This is a genomic window from Reyranella humidisoli (genome assembly GCF_019039055.1).
In the GTDB taxonomy this organism is placed as follows: domain Bacteria; phylum Pseudomonadota; class Alphaproteobacteria; order Reyranellales; family Reyranellaceae; genus Reyranella; species Reyranella humidisoli.
Window position 1 is genome coordinate 1,201,283 of record NZ_JAHOPB010000001.1, and the last position, 17,528, is coordinate 1,218,810.

At 67.0% G+C, this 17,528-nt stretch carries 13 protein-coding genes and 1 riboswitch; of the genes, 8 read left to right on the plus strand and 5 right to left on the minus strand.

Going from position 1 to position 17,528, the window contains the following annotated elements:
* Positions 1-3: 3 nt before the first annotated feature.
* Positions 4-2,796 carry a [protein-PII] uridylyltransferase gene (locus KQ910_RS05840; RefSeq protein WP_216957528.1) on the minus strand — a complete coding sequence of 931 codons (2,793 nt, stop codon included), beginning with the start codon at positions 2,794-2,796 and terminating at the stop codon, positions 4-6.
* 43 nt (positions 2,797-2,839) lie between these two features.
* Here KQ910_RS05840 and KQ910_RS05845 point away from each other — a divergent pair, with 43 nt between their 5' ends.
* From KQ910_RS05845 to ku, 6 genes are all read left to right on the plus strand, one after another.
* Positions 2,840-3,745: a sugar ABC transporter substrate-binding protein gene (locus KQ910_RS05845; RefSeq protein ID WP_229600338.1), complete on the plus strand. Its 906-nt coding sequence runs from the start codon at positions 2,840-2,842 to the stop codon at positions 3,743-3,745.
* 11 nt (positions 3,746-3,756) lie between these two features.
* Entirely contained in the window at positions 3,757-4,110 is a 354-nt protein-coding gene (locus KQ910_RS05850; RefSeq protein WP_216957530.1) for a ComEA family DNA-binding protein, read from the plus strand.
* Entirely contained in the window at positions 4,107-5,450 is a 1,344-nt protein-coding gene (mnmE, locus tag KQ910_RS05855) for a tRNA uridine-5-carboxymethylaminomethyl(34) synthesis GTPase MnmE (protein ID WP_216957531.1), read from the plus strand. The genes KQ910_RS05850 and mnmE overlap by 4 nt, the downstream gene beginning before the upstream one ends.
* A gap of 71 nt (positions 5,451-5,521) precedes the next feature.
* Positions 5,522-7,621: a catalase gene (locus tag KQ910_RS05860; RefSeq protein ID WP_216957532.1), complete on the plus strand. Its 2,100-nt coding sequence runs from the start codon at positions 5,522-5,524 to the stop codon at positions 7,619-7,621.
* Between the two features lie 3 nt (positions 7,622-7,624).
* Positions 7,625-10,231 carry a DNA ligase D gene (gene ligD / locus KQ910_RS05865; RefSeq protein WP_216957533.1) on the plus strand — a complete coding sequence of 869 codons (2,607 nt, stop codon included), beginning with the start codon at positions 7,625-7,627 and terminating at the stop codon, positions 10,229-10,231.
* Between the two features lie 97 nt (positions 10,232-10,328).
* Positions 10,329-11,231, plus strand: a complete 903-nt coding sequence (gene ku, locus KQ910_RS05870) for a non-homologous end joining protein Ku (protein WP_216957534.1) — start codon at positions 10,329-10,331, stop codon at positions 11,229-11,231.
* Position 11,232: 1 nt separating this feature from the next.
* Here the strand turns inward: ku and KQ910_RS05875 are convergent, their stop codons facing one another.
* The 4 genes from KQ910_RS05875 to KQ910_RS05890 are packed head-to-tail and all read right to left on the minus strand — an operon-like array spanning position 11,233 to position 14,553.
* Entirely contained in the window at positions 11,233-12,012 is a 780-nt protein-coding gene (locus tag KQ910_RS05875) for an ABC transporter ATP-binding protein (RefSeq protein WP_216957535.1), read from the minus strand.
* Positions 12,009-12,965, minus strand: a complete 957-nt coding sequence (locus KQ910_RS05880; protein ID WP_369408289.1) for a FecCD family ABC transporter permease — start codon at positions 12,963-12,965, stop codon at positions 12,009-12,011. The genes KQ910_RS05875 and KQ910_RS05880 overlap by 4 nt, the downstream gene beginning before the upstream one ends.
* Positions 12,962-13,783, minus strand: a complete 822-nt coding sequence (locus KQ910_RS05885; RefSeq protein ID WP_216957536.1) for an ABC transporter substrate-binding protein — start codon at positions 13,781-13,783, stop codon at positions 12,962-12,964. Before KQ910_RS05885 ends, KQ910_RS05880 begins: the two co-directional genes overlap by 4 nt.
* Positions 13,780-14,553: a carbon-nitrogen hydrolase family protein gene (locus KQ910_RS05890; RefSeq protein ID WP_369408366.1), complete on the minus strand. Its 774-nt coding sequence runs from the start codon at positions 14,551-14,553 to the stop codon at positions 13,780-13,782. The genes KQ910_RS05885 and KQ910_RS05890 overlap by 4 nt, the downstream gene beginning before the upstream one ends.
* A gap of 139 nt (positions 14,554-14,692) precedes the next feature.
* Positions 14,693-14,891: riboswitch (cobalamin riboswitch) on the minus strand.
* Between the two features lie 102 nt (positions 14,892-14,993).
* Between KQ910_RS05890 and KQ910_RS05895 the strand changes: the two genes are divergently transcribed.
* Entirely contained in the window at positions 14,994-15,614 is a 621-nt protein-coding gene (locus KQ910_RS05895; protein WP_216957538.1) for a histidine phosphatase family protein, read from the plus strand.
* 54 nt (positions 15,615-15,668) lie between these two features.
* Positions 15,669-17,528 carry a tRNA uridine-5-carboxymethylaminomethyl(34) synthesis enzyme MnmG gene (gene mnmG / locus KQ910_RS05900; RefSeq protein WP_216957539.1) on the plus strand — a complete coding sequence of 620 codons (1,860 nt, stop codon included), beginning with the start codon at positions 15,669-15,671 and terminating at the stop codon, positions 17,526-17,528.

The following is a 17,528-nucleotide window of genomic DNA, read 5'->3' on the forward strand; positions in this document are numbered from 1 at the left end:
GCGCTATTCCGCCGCCTTCGCGATCGGGTCGAAGCGGGTGTCGAAGTCGCGGATGGAGGCTTCGACCGTCGCGGCGATCTGTTTCAACTTGTCGGCATTCACGACCTTAAGGCCGAACAGGTCCTTGACGTAGAACACGTCGACCGCGCGCTCGCCGTAGGTGGTGACGTGCGCCGTGGCGATCTGCAGGTTGAGGCGCGTCAGCGCACGCGTGACGACGTGCAGGAAGCCCGGCCGGTCGCGGCCGTTGACCTCGATCACCGTGAAGGTGTCGGACGCGTTATTGTCGATGAGCACGCGCGGCTCGACGGTGAAGACCCGGTCGCGCTTGGGCCATGAGCCGCGCTGGCTGTCGAGTTCGCGCTGGATGTCGAGGCGGTTGGACAGCGCCAGCTCGACGCGCGCGGCCAGTCGCGCCAGCCGCTGCGGGCCATCGAACGGCTTGCCCTCGAGGTCCTGGATCCAGAACGTGTCGAGCGCCATGCCGTTGGCTAGGGTGAAGATCTTGGCATCCATGATGTTGGCGCCACTGATCGCCATGGCACCGGCGAGGCGCGCGAACAGGCCGTGCGTGTCGAGCGTATAGATCGTGACCTCGGTCACCGAGCGTTCGTCGTCGACCCGGTGCTCGATGGCGAGAGGCTGCTTCGCCCGCTCGGCGCCGCGCACCAGCTCGGCCTGGCGGGCCAGCGTGTCGATCGGGAAGGACAGCCAGTAGGAGGCGTAGCCGCGCGCGAAATGCGCTTCCTTGTCGGCATCGCTCCAACCCGCCAGCCGTTTGGAAATCTCACCTTGGATGTGCTTGATCCGCTCGGCACGGCCACCGCTCAGCGTGCCACCCGAGAGAACCTGCTCCGTCGCATTGTAGAGCTGGCGCAGGAGCGCGGCCTTCCAGTTGTTCCAGACGTTCGGGCCGACCGCACGGATGTCGCACACCGTCAGGACCAGCAGCAGGCGCAGGCGCTCGGGCGACTGGATAAGGGCCGCGAAGGTCTCGATGGTCTTGGGATCCATCAGGTCGCGCTGGAAGGCGGTGCCGGACATGGCGAGGTGATAGCGGACCAGCCAGGCCACGGTTTCCGTCTCGGCGGCCGTCAGGCCGAGGCGCGGACCCAACTGCATCGCCACATCGGCACCCAGCACCGAATGATCGCCCCCGCGACCCTTGGCGATGTCGTGCAGCAGCACCGCGAGGTAGAGAACGGGGCGCGACAGGATCTTGTGCACCACGTCGGCCGACAGCGGATGGTCTTCCTTCAGGACGCCGGACTCGATCTTCGAGAGGATGCCGATGGCGCGGATCGTGTGCTCGTCGACCGTATACGTGTGGTACATGTCGTGCTGCGTCTGCGCGACGACGCGACCGAAGTCGGGCACGAAGCGGCCGAACACGCCGGCCTCGTTGAGACGCCGCAGTGTCGTCTCCGGATCGTGGCGCGACGTCAGCATCTCCATGAAGAGCCGGTTGGCTTCGGCATCGTTCCTCAGCCGGTCGACCAGCCGGATGTTCTGTGTGATCAGCCGCAGGGTCGCGGGATGGATGTCGAGATCGTTTTCCTGAGCAACATGGAACAGGCGCAGGATCGCCACCGGATCCTTGGCGAAGGCATCGGGCGTCGCCACCGCGAGGCGTTCGCCATCGAGCCGGAAGCCTTCGAGTTCGCGCGGCCGCAACGTCTGCCACAGCGCGGCAAGCTTGGGCTTGCGGCGCCGGCTGTCCTCGAGCGCGGCGACGAAGATGCGCGTCAGGTCGCCCACCGTCTTGGCATGCAGGTAGTAATGCTTGGTGAAGCGCTCGACCCCCCGGCTGCCCGGACGGTCCTGGTAGCCGAGGCGCGCGGCAATCTCGCGCTGTAGATCGAACGACAGGCGGTCGTCGGCGCGGTTCGTCAGATAGTGGATGTGACAGCGCACGGTCGACAAGAAACGCTCGGCACGCTCGAAGTGCCGCGCTTCCTCCCTGGTGAGCACGCCCTTGGCCACCAGTTCGCCCGGCTCGCTGACGCGATAGAGATACTTGGCGATCCAGAACAGCAGGTGCAGGTCGCGCAGCCCGCCCTTGCCTTCCTTGACGTTGGGTTCGACGACATAGCGCGAATCGCCCATGCGATGATGACGCTGGTCGCGCTCGGCAAGCTTGGCATCGACGAAGTCGCGCCCGTCGCCGGTATAGAATTTCTGTGCGAAGCCGCGCTGCAGCTCGTCGAACAGCGCGCGATCGCCCCAGAGATAGCGCGCTTCCAGCAATGCCGTGCGGATCGTCTGGTCGCGCTCGGCATAGCGCAGGCTCTCATCGACCGTGCGGGTCGCGTGGCCGACCTTCAGGCCGAGGTCCCACAGGAGATAGAGCATGAACTCGACGATCTGCTCGCCGCGTGGCGTCTGCTTGTAGGGACGCAGGAACAGGAGATCGATGTCGGAAAGCGGCGCCAGTTCTCCGCGGCCGTAGCCGCCGGTCGCCACAAGGCCCAGCCGCTCACCGGCGCTGGGATTGGCCGCCGGATAGGCATGCTGGTCGGCGAAGTCGTAGAGGACCCGGATGATCTGGTCCATGAGGTAGGACGTGGCCGCCAGTACCGCCGGCCCGTCGTTCTTCAACGGGCCCGGCTCCTCGAAGCGGCGGCGGATCTCCGCCCGGCCCGCGGTCAGGGCATCGCGCAGCAGGGCCAGGACTGGCGCGCGCGGCGGCTCACCTCCAGGCGGCATGTCCTCTGCCAGACGGGCGAGGCCCTCCTCGAGCTTGCGGCGCCGGACGATGACACGGCGGTCGGGAATATTGTCGTAGGGCTGGGCCATGGCCGGCGGATACTACAGGGCGCCGCTGGTCTAAAGTAGGGCCATGAGCCCGCTCTCGACCCGTCCTCCGATCCTTGCGGTTTTCACAAAGAACCGTGTGAATCCCGCCTACGATGCGGCCCGGCTGGCCGTCGAAAGGGCCGCGGCGCAAGCCGGCGCCCGCACGGTGCATTATGTGACCGCGACGCCTGACCATGTCGGCGAGCAGAAGGCGCTGGTGGCCGAGGCGCTCGCGGCGCGACCGGACGCCGTCCTCTTCAACCCGACCGACGATGTCGCGATGGCGGAGGATGTGGCGCGGATCACCGCAGCCGGCATCCCGGTGGGGGTGTTCATCAACCGCATGAATGTGCCCGTCGTGACCTTCGTCGGATCGGACGACGTTCGGGTGGGTGAGACGATCGCCCGTGCCCTGTTCCAGGGTCTGGGCGGGACCGGAAAGGTCGTGGCGCTGGACGGTACGCCGGGTGCCCGCACCGCGCGGGATCGCACCGAGGGTCTGAAGCGGGCACTGGCGGAAAACCCTGGCATCGAGCTGGTGGGCTCGCGAGTCGGCTATCTGCAGGAAGTACCTGCGCGCGCGGCCATGGCCGAACTGCTGCGCGACCATCCCCGGATCGACGGTGTCTGGACGGCCAACGACGTCATGGCCTTCGGCGCGCTGAAGGCCCTGGAGGAAGCCGGACGGACCGCGACGGTCGTCGGAATCAACGGACTGCCGGCAGCGATCGATCACATCGAACGCGGGACCATGCTGGCCAGCGTCGACTTCAGCGCCTTCAACATCGCGTCCATCGCCGCCCAGGCCGTCCTTCGTCATCTTGCCGGCCAGCCCGTACCGGCCGAGATCATGGTGCCGGCAGAGTTGATCGACCGGTCGAATTGTCACCGCTGGAAAGTGCCCTTCGAGCGCCGTCCCATCCCGAATTGGGCCGATTTCGTGCGATAATGCCTGGCGTCATGTCGTTTAAAGCAATCCTCGCAACGGTCGCGGTCCTGACGGGCGCGGCGTCGATCGCCTCTCCGGTCCTGGCCCAGGGCGCGCGTCCCGCGGCGCCGGCCGCGCCCGCGCCCGCCGGCCAGATCGATATCAACAGCGCCAGCCGCGACGATCTCATGTCGCTCGACGGGATCGGCGAGGTGCGGGCCGACGCGATCATCCGCGCACGGCCGTTCAAGACCAAGGCCGACCTGGTCGAGCGCCGGCTGATCCCCGAAGCGGTCTACGAGAAGATCGCCGACAAGGTGATGGCCCGCCCGCCGCCCGCCGCCCCGCCGGCGCGCCCGGCACAACCCGCACCACGGCGGACGTGAACGACGCCACGATCTACGCGCTGGGCACGGCGACGCCCACGCGCGCCCATCCCGGTGCGCTCGCGGTGATCCGGCTGAGCGGCCCGCGCGCGGGCGACGCGCTGGAACAGCTCACCCGCAAGTCATTGCCGACGCCGCGTCGCATGGTGTTGCGCACGATCCTCGATCCCGTCAGTGGCGAGGCGATCGACAAGGGACTGGTCGTCTGGTTCGCCGCACCTAACACCGAGACGGGCGAGCCGATGGTCGAGCTGCACCTTCATGGCGGCCGCGCCGTGGTCGGGGCCGCGCTCGACGCGATTGCCCATCTCGGTTTCTGCCGGCTGGCCGAACCCGGCGAGTTCACGCGCCGCGCCTTCGAGCACGGCAAACTCGACCTCACGGAGGCCGAGGGCATCGCCGACTTGGTTGCGGCCGAGACGGCGGCGCAGCGGCGGCAGGCGCTGCAGCAGATGGATGGCGCGCTGCACCGGCTCTACGAGGAATGGCGCGGTAAGGGCCTGCGGGCGCTGGCGCATCTCGAGGCCGCGATCGATTTCCCCGACGAGGATCTGCCCGAGGGCCTGGCTGACGAGGTGCGGGTCGCAATCGCCGGGCTCCAGGCAGAGATCGCGGCGCATCTGGAGGATCGGCGTGGCGAGAGGCTGCGCGACGGCCTGTCGATCGCGATCATCGGCCCGCCCAACGCCGGCAAGTCCTCGCTGCTCAATCTCCTTGCCCGGCGCGAGGCGGCGATCGTGTCGGAGACGGCCGGCACCACGCGCGACGTGATCGAGATCCATCTCGATCTCGGCGGCTGGCCGGTCGTGCTGGCCGATACCGCGGGCCTGCGCGACTCGACCGACGCCATCGAGCAGGAAGGCGTGCGCCGCGCCCGCGCCCGGGCCGCCGCGGCCGACCTGCGCGTGCTGGTGCTCGACGCGTCCGGCGACTGGCGGGCGGAAATGCAGGCCATCATCGCGTCGACCGAGCACTGGACTCCGGCACGCGACATCGTCGTGGTGAACAAAACCGATCTTGCGCCCGTTGCGACCTCTGGGATCGTGGCCCTGTCGACAACGGGCGGCGCCGGCCTGCCCGAGTTATTGACCCGGCTGGAACAGTCTGCCGAGGCATCGATGCAGGACGGCGCCGGCGCGCCGCCGCTGACACGAGTGCGCCATCGCGAGGCCCTGGTCGACTGTCAGGCTGCGCTGGAGCGTGCCCTGGGTGCGCCTGAGGTGGCGTTGGCAGCGGAGGACCTGCGCCTTGCTCTGCGGGCCATCGGCCGCATTACCGGCGCGGTGCGCCTCGACGAATTGCTCGACGTGATCTTCCGCGACTTCTGTATCGGCAAGTAGTCGACAAGGCGGCGGGAACGAGTCGGAGCACGCGCCGTTCAGGTCGCAGCTTAAGCTGTGAACAGTGAGGCATGATCGTGCGGAAATCCAAGACTGCGTCGAAGTCCCAGGCTCCTTCGGAAGCCCGCCCCGGCGGCGAAACCCACCAGACCACAACATCTGCCAACCAGACGCTGACGACCAACCAGGGCGTCGCGATCTCCGATAACCAGAATTCGCTGAAGAGCGGCGCGCGCGGTCCGACCCTGCTGGAGGACTTCGTGCTGCGCGAGAAGATCCAGCATTTCGATCACGAGCGCATCCCCGAGCGCATCGTCCATGCCCGTGGCAGCGGCGCGCACGGTTACTTCCAGCCCTTCAAGAACCTGTCGAAGTTCACCAAGGCCGAATTCCTGCAGGACCCCAAGAAGACCACTAAAGTCTTCGTCCGCTTCTCGACGGTGGCCGGCGGCGCGGGCTCGGTCGACACGCCGCGCGATGTGCGCGGCTTCGCGGTGAAGTTCTACACCGAGGAGGGCAACTTCGACCTCGTCGGCAACAACATCCCGGTGTTCTTCATCCAGGACGCCATCAAATTCCCCGACCTGATCCACTCGGTGAAGATGGAGCCCGATCGCGCCTTCCCGCAGGCCGGCTCGGCGCACGATACGTTCTGGGATTTCGCCTCGCTGATGCCCGAGAGCATGCACATGCTGATGTGGGCTATGTCGGACCGCACGATTCCGCGCTCGCTGCGCCATATCGAAGGCTTCGGCGTCCATACGTTCCGGCTCGTCAACGCCCAAGGCGAATCGACCTTCGTCAAGTTCCACTGGCGCCCCAGCCTCGGCGTGGCCTCGACCCTGTGGGACGAGGCGGTGAAGCTCGCCGGTGCCGATCCCGACTATCAGCGCCGCGACCTCTGGGAAGCTATCGACAACGGCGACTATCCGGAATGGACGCTCTCCATCCAGGCCTTCGACCAGAAGACGGCCGACGAGCTCGACTTCGACATCCTCGATCCGACCAAACTCATCCCGGAAGAGATCATCCCGCTCACGCCGATCGGCCGCATGGTGCTGAACGAGAACCCGGTGAACTTCTTTGCCGAGACCGAACAGGTGGCCTTCCATCCCGGCCATATCGTCCCGGGCATCGACTTCACGCCCGATCCGCTGCTGCAGGGCCGCCTTCACTCATATCTCGACACCCAGCTCAGCCGTCTGGGCGGGCCGAATTTCCACGAGATCCCGATCAACAAGCCGGTCTGCCCGATGCGCAACTTCCAGCGCGACGGTCACATGCGCATGGCGGTGCCGCCGGGCCGCGTTGCCTATGAGCCCAACTCGCTCGATCCCAACGGCCCGCGCGAGAACCCGACGCGAGGCTTCGCGAGCTTCCCCGATCCGAACGCCGGGCCCAAGACGCGGGAGCGTCCCGAATCCTTCGCCGATCACTACTCGCAGGCCCGCCTGTTCTGGCGTTCGATGACGCCGCCCGAACAGGGCCACATCGTCAGCGCCTTCACCTTCGAACTGAGCAAGGTAGAGACCCCGGCGATCCGTACGCGCATGCTGGGCCATCTGGACCTGATCGAGCCGGAACTCGGCAAGCGGGTCGCAACCGCCATGGGCATGGTGGGCGAGGCCGACAAGATCACGCCGGCCGTGCCGCCGCGCGACGATCTCGATCCGTCGCCGGCCCTCAGCATCATCGGAAAGGCGCCCAAGACGGTGCAGGGACGCACGGTCGCCGTCTTGGTCACCGACGGCAGCGATGCGAACGCGGTCCAGAAGCTACGGCAGGCGCTGAAGAAGGAGGGTGCCAACCTCAAGCTGGTGGCGCCGAAGGTCGGCAAGCTCGAAGGCAACGGCCTCGTCCCCGACATGCAGCTCGATGGCGCGCCGTCGGTGTTGTTCGACGCCGTCGTTGCCCTGCCCTCGGAGGCGGGCGCGAAGGAGCTGCTGGGCGTGGCTGCGGCCATCGACTGGTTGCGCGATGCCTTCGGTCATCTCAAGGCCATCGGCTTCAACGCGGCGACCAATCCTCTGCTCGACAAGGCTGGCATCGACACCGATGCCGCGATGGGCGTCATCGCGCTGGACGGCAAGAACGGCATCGAGGGCTTCATTGCCACGGCGAAGAAGCACAAGATCTGGGAGCGCGACAAACTGGTGCGCCCCCAGCGGTGATCCATGCGGAACGACAGGCTTGCCTCCTATCGCGCCAAGCGTGATTTCAGCCTGACGGAAGAGCCGTCGGGCAAGGCGGCCGTCCCCAAATCGAAGCAGCTGCGTTTCGTCATCCAGCGGCATGACGCGACGCGGCTGCACTACGATTTGCGCCTGGAACTCGACGGCACGTTCAAGTCGTGGGCCGTGACCAAGGGCCCGTCGCTCGATCCTACGATCAAGCGGCTGGCTGTCGAAGTCGAGGACCACCCCCTCGATTACGGGGACTTCGAGGGCACGATTCCCGAAGGTCAATATGGCGGCGGCACCGTTCAGCTTTGGGATCGCGGCTACTGGATTCCAGAAGGCGATCCGCACGAGGGACTGAAGCGCGGCGATCTCAAGTTCACCCTTGCAGGCGAACGGCTTCAGGGAGGTTTTGTCCTGGTCCGCATGAAGTGGGACCGCAAGGGTGGCAAAGGTGGGGGCCGCACCAACTGGCTGCTGATCAAGCATCGCGATGATGCTGCGCATGAAGGCGATGACGACAAGGTCTTGAAGGACCCGAAGTCAATCGCTTCGGGACGCACCCTGAAGGAGATCGCACTGGGCACCGGCAAGGCGCCCAAGCCGTTCATGACGAGCAAGAAGCGCGGCGCGGGCGCGGTCTGGCAAAGCAACAAGAAGAATGGCGGAAACACAGCTTCGACGCCGAAGAGCAAGGCAAAGGCGAAGAAGGTTGCCTCCATGCCGAAGTTCGTCGAACCGCAGCTGGCCAAGCTGGTCGAACGCGTCCCCGGCGGGGCGGGCTGGGCCCATGAGGTGAAGTTCGATGGCTACCGGCTGCAGCTTCGCGTTGAGGATGGCGAGGCGACGTTGCGCACGCGCAAGGGTCTCGACTGGACGCGGAAATTCTCGACGATCGCCCAGCAGGCAGAGGCGTTGCCGGATTGCATCCTCGACGGCGAAGCTGTTGCACTCGACAGCCATGGCGCGCCGGATTTCGCGGCATTGCAGGCCGCACTCTCCAACGACAAGTCGGAAGACCTGATCTTCTTCGCCTTCGACTTGCTGTTCCTCGAAGCCGAGGATCAGCGCCCCCTGCCGCTTTCGGAGCGCAAGACGCGGCTGAAGACGTTGCTCGACGGTATGAAGGGCAAGCATTCGGGCCTGCGCTACGTCGATCATTTCGAGACCGGCGGCGATGCGGTGCTGCAATCGGCCTGCCGCATGCACCTCGAGGGCATCGTCTCCAAGGAGCTGGACGCGCCCTACAAGTCCGGCCGCAGTAATGGCTGGACCAAGGCCAAGTGCCGCGCCGGCCACGAGGTGGTGATCGGCGGCTGGACCAGCGAAGGCCGCCGCCTGCGCTCGCTGCTCGCCGGCGTCCATCGCGGCGAGGGCAACGACCGCAAACTGGTCTATGTCGGCCGCGTCGGCACCGGCTTCGGCGAGAGCGTGATGCGCTCGCTGATGCCGAAGCTGCGTGCCGTGGCGAGCAAGACCAGCCCGTTCGCGGCCGGTGCCAGCCCGCCGAAGGAAGCCAACATGCATTGGGCGAAGCCCGACCTGGTGGCCGAGATCGAGTTCGCCGGCTGGACCGGTGCCGGCAACATCCGGCAGGCTGCGTTCAAGGGATTGCGCAGCGACAAGCCGGCCGAGGAGGTCGAGGCGGAAGTCGCGGCGGATCCGGAGAAGACGAAGATGGCCAAGCCTTCGATCGCCAAGTCGGATCGGGCCATCGTGATGGGCGTGTCGATATCCCATCCCGACAAGCCGCTGTGGCCCGACGAGAAGCCGCCCGTCACCAAGCTCGAGCTGGCGGAGTACTACGAGGCGGTGGGCGACTGGATGATCGACCACATCGCCGGCCGCCCCTGCTCCATCGTGCGCACGCCCGACGGAATCGACGGCGGGCAGAAGTTCTTCCAGCGCCATTCCATGCCAGGCTCCTCGAACCTTCTCGACGAGGTGAAGGTGAAAGGCGACAGGAAGCCCTATCTCCAGATTGACCGCGTCGAGGGACTGGCCGCCGTGGCGCAGATGGGCGGGACCGAGCTGCATCCCTGGAACTGCCAGCCGGGCCATCCCGAGCGGCCGGGCCGCCTGGTGTTCGATCTCGACCCGGCGCCCGACGTGAAGTTCGCGGCGGTCATTTCCGGCGCACGCGAGATCGCCGCTCGACTGAGGAAGCTCGGTCTCGTGCCCTTCTGCAAGACGACCGGCGGCAAGGGCCTGCATGTCGTGGTGCCGCTCATCGACGACAGGAAGAGCCCGGACTGGGATACAGCCAAGACCTTCGCGCGAGAGATCTGCCGGCGGGTCGCCGAGGACGAGCCCGGACTTTATGTTATCAAAATGTCGAAGGCGGTCCGGACCGGCCGGATCTTCCTCGATTATCTCCGCAACGACCGCACCGCGACCGCCGTCGCACCCCTCTCCTCGCGCGCGCGTCCGGGCGCCACAGTCTCGATGCCGATCGCATGGACGCAGGTAAAGGCGGGACTCGATCCGATGAAGTTCACCGTGCGCACTGCGCCGGCGCTCCTGAAGCGCAACAAGCCGTGGAAGGACTATGCGAAGTCGGCGAAGCCCCTGCGCGCCGCGATCGAGAAGCTCGTGAAATTTTAATCGGTGTCATCCCGAGCGTAGCGAGGGATCCTTCCTCTTTGACCGCTTAAGGATCCCTCGCTGCGCTCGGGATGACACGAACTGATTGGAGTCGAACATGGCCAAGCAGAAAGCGATGCGTCCCACCTGGGAGGGACACCTGCGTCTCTCGCTGGTGACCTGCCCGGTCGCGCTCTACACCGCGACCGAGCGCAGCGCCGACATCCACTTCAATCTCATCAATCCGAAGACCAACAACCGCATCCGCATGCAGACGGTCGATGCCGGCACTGGCAAGCCCGTCGATCGCGCCGATCTGGTGAAAGGCTTCGCGGTCTCCAAGAACAAGTACGTGCTGCTCGACAAGGAGGAGCTCGACGCGGTGCGCCTGGAATCGACGCGCATTCTCGACATCGAGGAATTCGTCGATGCGTCGGAGATCGACCGGATCTACTGGGACGAGCCCTATTATCTCGCGCCGTCGGGCAAGACCGGCATCGAAGCCTATTCGGTGATTCGGGCTGCTATGGCGAAGCAGAAGAAGGTGGCGCTGGGCCGCGTCGTCATGCACCAGCGCGAGCGCATCTGTGCGCTGGAGCCGCGCGACAAGGGCATCCTGCTCACGACCCTGCGCACCCACGACGAGATCCGCGAGACGTCGCAGGTGTTCGACCGCAGCCTGCCAAAGCCTGACACCCGCATGTTGCAGATCGCCGAGAAGATCATCGAGCAGCAGGACGCCAGGTTCAATCCGTCGCGCTTCAAGGATCGCTACGAGGATGCGCTGCGCGAGCTGATCGCAAAGAAGAAGAAGGGCCAGCCCGTCGTTTCCGAGGCGCCGGAGGAGGACGAGGAGAAGGTTGTCGATCTCATGGAAGCCTTGAAGAGGAGCCTCAGGGGTGGCGGTGGTCCCTCGCGCGACAAGGCCGACCGCTTCCTCGAAGCGCAGGGGCGGAAGACGGCGAAGCCGAAAGCGGAGAAAGCTCGCAAGAAGACCGCGTCCCGCAGAAGCGCGGCTTGAGTCAGCCGCGCCGCTCCCACGCGACCGGCTGCATGACGCCGTCGACCAGGATATGGCGGAAGCCGACGCCGTAGGCGGCATCGATGACATCCGCCGCAAGTGCGACGACTGGCGGGCCGTCGGCAGCGACGACTCGATTGGCGAGGACGATCACGCGATCGGCGAAGCGAGCCGCCAGGCCAAGGTCGTGCAGCACCACGATCACGCAGGCGCCGCGCGCGGCTTCGTCGCGCAGGATCGCCATGGCTCCCAGCGCATAGGCGGGATCGAGGCTGGCGACCGGCTCGTCAGCCAGGAGGACCGCGGCCTCGGTCGCCAGGGCGCGGGCCATCATCATGCGGGCACGCTCGCCTTGGGACAGTGCGTCGATGGACCGGTCTGCAAACTGAACACCGTCGACTCGCTGCAGCGCGCGTTGCACGGCTTCGGTATCCGCGGATTTGGCTGGCCGGCTGAGATCGGCGCCGTGCGGCAGGCGGCCCAGCGCCACGACGTCATGCGCGCGCAGCGGCCAATAGGCCGACGCAGCTTGCGCGAGGTAGGCGATGCGCTGGCCGCGAGTGGCAGAGCCAAGGCTGGAGAGAGGCTCGCTGCCCAGCTCGACCCGTCCCGCCGAGGGCGCATCGAGACCGGCGAGAAGGCGTAGGAGGGTGGTCTTGCCGGCGCCGTTGGGGCCGACGATGGCGGTGACTTTGCCCGGCGCAAAGGCAAGATCGATACCGGACAGGACTTCGCGCTCGCCCCGCCGGCTGACCAATCCGTAGACCGCTATGGCGCTCATGCGGCGAGCCATGCCGCGCGGGCCTTGCGGACGGCGCGGACCAGGAACGGCGCGCCGACCAGCGAGGTGAAGACGCCGAGCTGGAGTTCGTAGGCGGTCGGCAGCAGGCGGACGGCGATGTCAGCGATCAGCACCAGGGCGGCACCGACCAGCATCGAGGGCACGAGGGTCGCCCCGGGCCGGAAATCGACGCGCGCACGCACGACGTGCGGTGCGATCAGGCCGACGAAGCCGATGACGCCGGCAACCGAGGTGGCGGCACCGACCATCAGACCGACGCCCAGTGTGAGCCTGAGGCCCAGTGACTTCGTCTCGACGCCCAGGCTGCGCGCGGTATCCTCGCCCAGCGACAGCGCGTCGAGCCAGCGGCCGGCGCCGAGGACGATCGCGGCACCGGCGATCATGAAGGGCGCAGCGATCGCGAGGTAACGCAGGTCGCGGTCGACGATGGAGCCGGCGAGCCAGAGGGAGATTTCCTGGTAGGCGAAGGGATTGGGCGACATCGCCAGCACCAGCGAGATCAGGGCCGCGGCGATGGCATTGATGGCAACGCCCATCAGCAGCAGAGATACCGTGCCGGTGCCCGACCGGACCGCGCCCATCAGCAGGGCGACCGCGATGCCCGCGCCGGCGATCCCGGCCAGCGGCAGGGCCAGGACGAAGGCCGCGGCGAGACCGCTGTAGAAGGCGCAGACCGCGGCGAAGCCGGCACAGGCCGAAACCCCGATCACGCCCGGCTCGGCCAGCGGGTTGCGCAGCCAGCCCTGCAGCACCGCGCCGCTGAGACCCAGCACACCGCCGATCAGAAGGCCGAGCGTCGCACGCGGCACGCGCAGTTCCCAGACGATGGCCCAGCCGACCTCGTTGCCCAGCCGCCACGGCCACCAGGCCGGACCGACGGCGAGCGACAGGAGATAGAGCGCCACGACCAGCAGGATGAGCCAGCGGTTCACGGCCGCGCCGCCGCGAGCAGGCGGATCGCCTCGAAATTCTCCGGCCCGGCGCAGATCGAATATTTGATCGGCAGGGACACGAGCCGGGTCTTTCCCGCGAGGGCGAGCAGCGCGTGATGGTCGACGAACTCGGTCGCGCGCGCGGGATTGGCGTTGGCCGCACCGTCGAGGACCAGCAAGCCCGGCTGGTTGACGAGCACCTCCTCAAGCGCGATGCGGCCATAGGCCGGGATGCCCAGCCCGGCGGCGAGATTGCGGAAGCCGGCGACACGCAGCAGCTCGTCCATCAGGCTGCCCTTCCCGGCGGTGCCGCGATTGGCCTGAAGCGTGATCGCCGTGGCGATGGGCGCACCGTTCCAGGTGAGCTGGCGCTTCTGCTCGCGCATGTCGGCGATCAGGCCTTTGCCGATCTCCTCGCGGCCCATCGCGATGGCCATGCTCTCGATGATGCTCTCGGCGTCATCGATCGAGGCGCCCCACTTCACTTCGAGCATGCGGATACCGGCGATGCGCAGCAGGCGCTTCAGCGTCGCGTGCGAATCGCGGTCGAAAATCACGAGGTCCGGTCGCAGGGTGAGGATCGATTCGACGGTCGCCCGCACCGTGGGAATGGACGCGGCACGATCTGCCAGCACCGAGATACGGGGATCGCGCGACAGGTAGCTCACGCCGACGAGCTGGCCTGGTGCCGCGAGGCGCATCGCCATCTGGTCGAGGCAGAGGTTCACCGTCACGACGCGCTGCGGTGTCTGCGCGGTAACTGCACCGACAGTGAAAAGCAGGAAAAGTACACCGATCAGTGTACAGCGGAGAGTCATCGGACACGCCAGTCGGCCAGGCGGCGGGAGTCGGGCGTCCAGTCGACCCATGCGATCCGTGGTTCGGCAGACGCATGAGAGAAAGCGACCGTGCCGTCGACCGCCGCGAGCGAACAGGCCGCGTTGAAGTCGAGCACGTCATGGCCGGTGCGGTTGCAGACGAGGACCGGCCTGCCGGTGCTGGAGGAAGCGCGTTCCCATTCGCCGTTGGGCCCGTGCAGGCCCGGCGCCCACGCGGCCGAGGAGAGATGCAGGTCGACACCAAGCGCCGCGGTCTCGTCGATCAGGCGCTTTGAATACATGTCGGCGCAGACGAAGAAGCCGACGCGGCCGATGCCGTCGATCGGGATCACTGTCGGCCGATCGCCCGGTGTCGACCAGGACTCGGAGCCGACACGCAGCGCGTTGATCTTGCGATGCCGGCCGGTCACGGCGCCGTCGGGCGCGAAGACCACCATGCTGTTGAACAGCGCATCGGGCGTGGCTTCCGGCGTGCCCAGCACCAGTGTCGCGCCAGTCTCGCGCGCGAGTGCGCCAGCCCAGGCGAACAACTCGTCTTGACCCTCGGCGATCCAGCCGGTGCCTAAAAGGTCGCGGAAGCCGTACCCGCTCACCGCAAGTTCCGGCGTCACGATGAGGCGCGCACCGTTGGCGGCGGCCTGGCGCACGGCCTGTTCGATGGCCTGCCGGTTGGCCGCGATCTCGCCGGGACGCGGCGCGAGATGGAGGAGCGCGATGGTGGCGGTCGAGGTGGCGGTGGCGTTGGTCACGGCGGACAAGGCTACGCCACCGGCCATGACTTGCAGCAAGTTTCGACGGATCGGCGTCAACGACGGATCTCCCCAACGGTTCGCACGAAGCGCGTCACCGCTCGGTTGACCGTCCCGCTGGATCATCCCGTCCATCGGAAGAGCGACGCTATCGCCGGCAGGTCTTCTGGCTCGCGGGTCAAAGCTCCTGCCCGTCTTCCCGGACTTTCGTCCAGTGACATGTGGGCTCTCGCTCGCCGCTCACAGCTGCGGGTACAGCTGCCGATTGGCCTTTTGGGGGCGGCACGGCATTCCCTGTTCGCCTCCGGTTAGGGAGGACCGTCGATCCCAACCCCGTAAGGCAAGCGCCTTCCGGCCGTCAAGACGAGGTGCCGAGCGACTTGTGTGCGGTGGAGCCGATTTCCGGCGGTCGGAGCCGGCGCCTGCGATAGACTGGCGGTATGACTAGGATATTGCTGACCCGCCACGGTCACGTCGACGGCATTCGTCCCGCGCGCTTTCGCGGTCGCGCGGAGCTGCCGCTGACGGCGCGGGGACTGGCGCAGGCCGACGCTTTGGCCAGGCGCATCGCCGGACGCTGGAAGCCGTCTGCCGTCTATACGAGCGCGATGCAGCGATGCATCGTGACCGGTCGTCGGGTTGCAGAGATGTGTGGGATTCGCGCATCGGTTCATGGGGGTCTGGGCGACATCGACTACGGCGCCTGGCAGATGCGCACGCATGAGGAGGTCGCGCAGGAAGCGCCCGACGCCTATCGGCTGTGGCGGCAGGCGCCGCATCTCCTGCGCTTTCCCGGCGGCGAGTCGTTGCAGGACGTCGTGGCGCGGACGGCGGACGCGCTGCGCCTCGTGATGGCACAGCACGGCAGCGAGACGGTCGTGCTGGTCGGTCATGACAGCGTGAACCGCGCGCTGCTGCTTCAGCTCCTCGACCAGCCGCTCTCGGCCTACTGGAAACTGGCGCAGGATCCGTGCGGCTTGAGCGAGATCGAGATCTCCGGCGCGGGGGACGTGCGGGTCGGCTTCCTGAACGACACGAGCCATCTCGAGGGAATCGTCTAGGCCGGCCTGAGGATAACTGGACCATAGCCGACCGGGCGGCGTAAAAGGCCGGCCATGCGGGCCTTTTCATACGACGTGATCGTGGTGGGCGGTGGCCATGCCGGCTGTGAGGCCGCGGCCGCAGCGGCGCGGATGGGTGCGCGCACTCTGCTCCTCACCCACCGGGTCGAGACGATCGGCGAGATGTCGTGCAATCCGGCGATCGGCGGACTGGGCAAGGGCCATCTGGTCCGCGAGATCGATGCGCTGGATGGCATCATGGGCCGGGCCATCGACCGGGGCGGTATCCAGTTCCGCACCCTCAATCTTTCCAAGGGCCCCGCGGTGCGTGGACCGCGTGCCCAGGCCGACCGCAAGCTGTACAGGCAGGCCGTTCAGGACCTGCTGGCCGAGCAGGCCGGGCTCGAAATCCGCGCCGATTCGGTTGCAGATATCATTCTGGATACACGGGGCACGTGTGCCGGTGTGGTCACGGAATCGGGTGCGGAAATCAGCGCCGGGCGTGTGATCCTGACGACGGGTACGTTCCTGCGCGGCCTGATCCACATGGGGGAAACCAAGATTCCGGCCGGTCGCGTCCGCGGTGACGGGGTCGAGGAGCCGTCCACGGCGCTCGCCCGGACGCTGGATCGGCTGGGCTTCAAGTTGGGCCGATTGAAGACCGGCACGCCGGCGCGGCTCGACGGTCGCACGATCGACTATGGCGCGCTCGAGCGGCAGGACGGCGACGACCCGCCCCGGCCGTTCTCCTATCTGACCGACAGGATCACCACGCCGCAGATCCCCTGCCATATCACGACGACCACTTCGGCGACCCACGAGATCATTCGCGCCAACCTCCATCGCGCGCCGATGTACTCGGGCCAGATCGAGAGCGTTGGCCCGCGCTACTGCCCGTCGATCGAGGACAAGGTCGTGCGCTTCGGCCAGCGCGACCGGCATCAGATCTTCCTGGAGCCGGAGGGCCTGGACGACTTCACCGTCTATCCGAACGGCATCTCGACCTCGCTGCCCAAGGACGTCCAGCTGGCGATGCTGCAGACCATTCCGGGTCTGGAACGGACCAAGATGATCCGGCCGGGCTATGCCATCGAGTACGACCACATCGATCCGCGCGAACTTCACGCGACCCTCGAAACCCGCCGCGTTCCCGGCCTCTACATGGCAGGCCAGATCAACGGCACCACGGGCTATGAGGAAGCAGCGGCCCAGGGGCTGATCGCCGGCGTCAATGCGGCCGCATCCAAGCCGTTCGTCGTCGACCGGGCCGATGGATATATTGGTGTCCTCGTCGACGATCTGGTCTCGCTGGGCGTCACCGAGCCGTACCGCATGTTCACGTCGCGTGCGGAGTATCGGCTCTGGCTGCGGGCCGACAATGCCGATCAGCGTCTCACCTTGCGGGGTCTGGAGGTCGGCTGCGTCGGCGCCGAACGCGCCGCGATGTTTCACGTGAAACATGAGGCCCTGGAAGCGGCACGGAGTTTGGCCTCAGCCCTGAAGATCACGCCCTCGGCCCTGGGCAAGCGCGGCATTGCCATCAACCAGGACGGTGTCCCGCGGTCGGCGTTGGATCTCCTCGCCTATGCCGATATCGACTGGAGCCGGGTGGTCGGCCTCTGGCCGGAGCTCGCGGCGATCTCGTCCGAGGTGGCCGAACAACTGACGATCGATTCGCGGTACGAGGGGTACCTCTCCCGGCAGCGAGGAGACATCGCCGCCTATCGCCGCGACGAGGCTTTGGCACTGCCGGGTGATCTGGACTACGGCGCGATCGGGAGCCTCTCGACCGAGGTCCGCCAGAAGCTGGAGGCCAACCGCCCCGCTACCCTCGGTCAGGCCGCCCGCATTTCCGGGGTTACCCCGGCCGCCCTGGTCGCCCTCCTGAAGCATGTCCGCCGGCGTGCCGCCTAG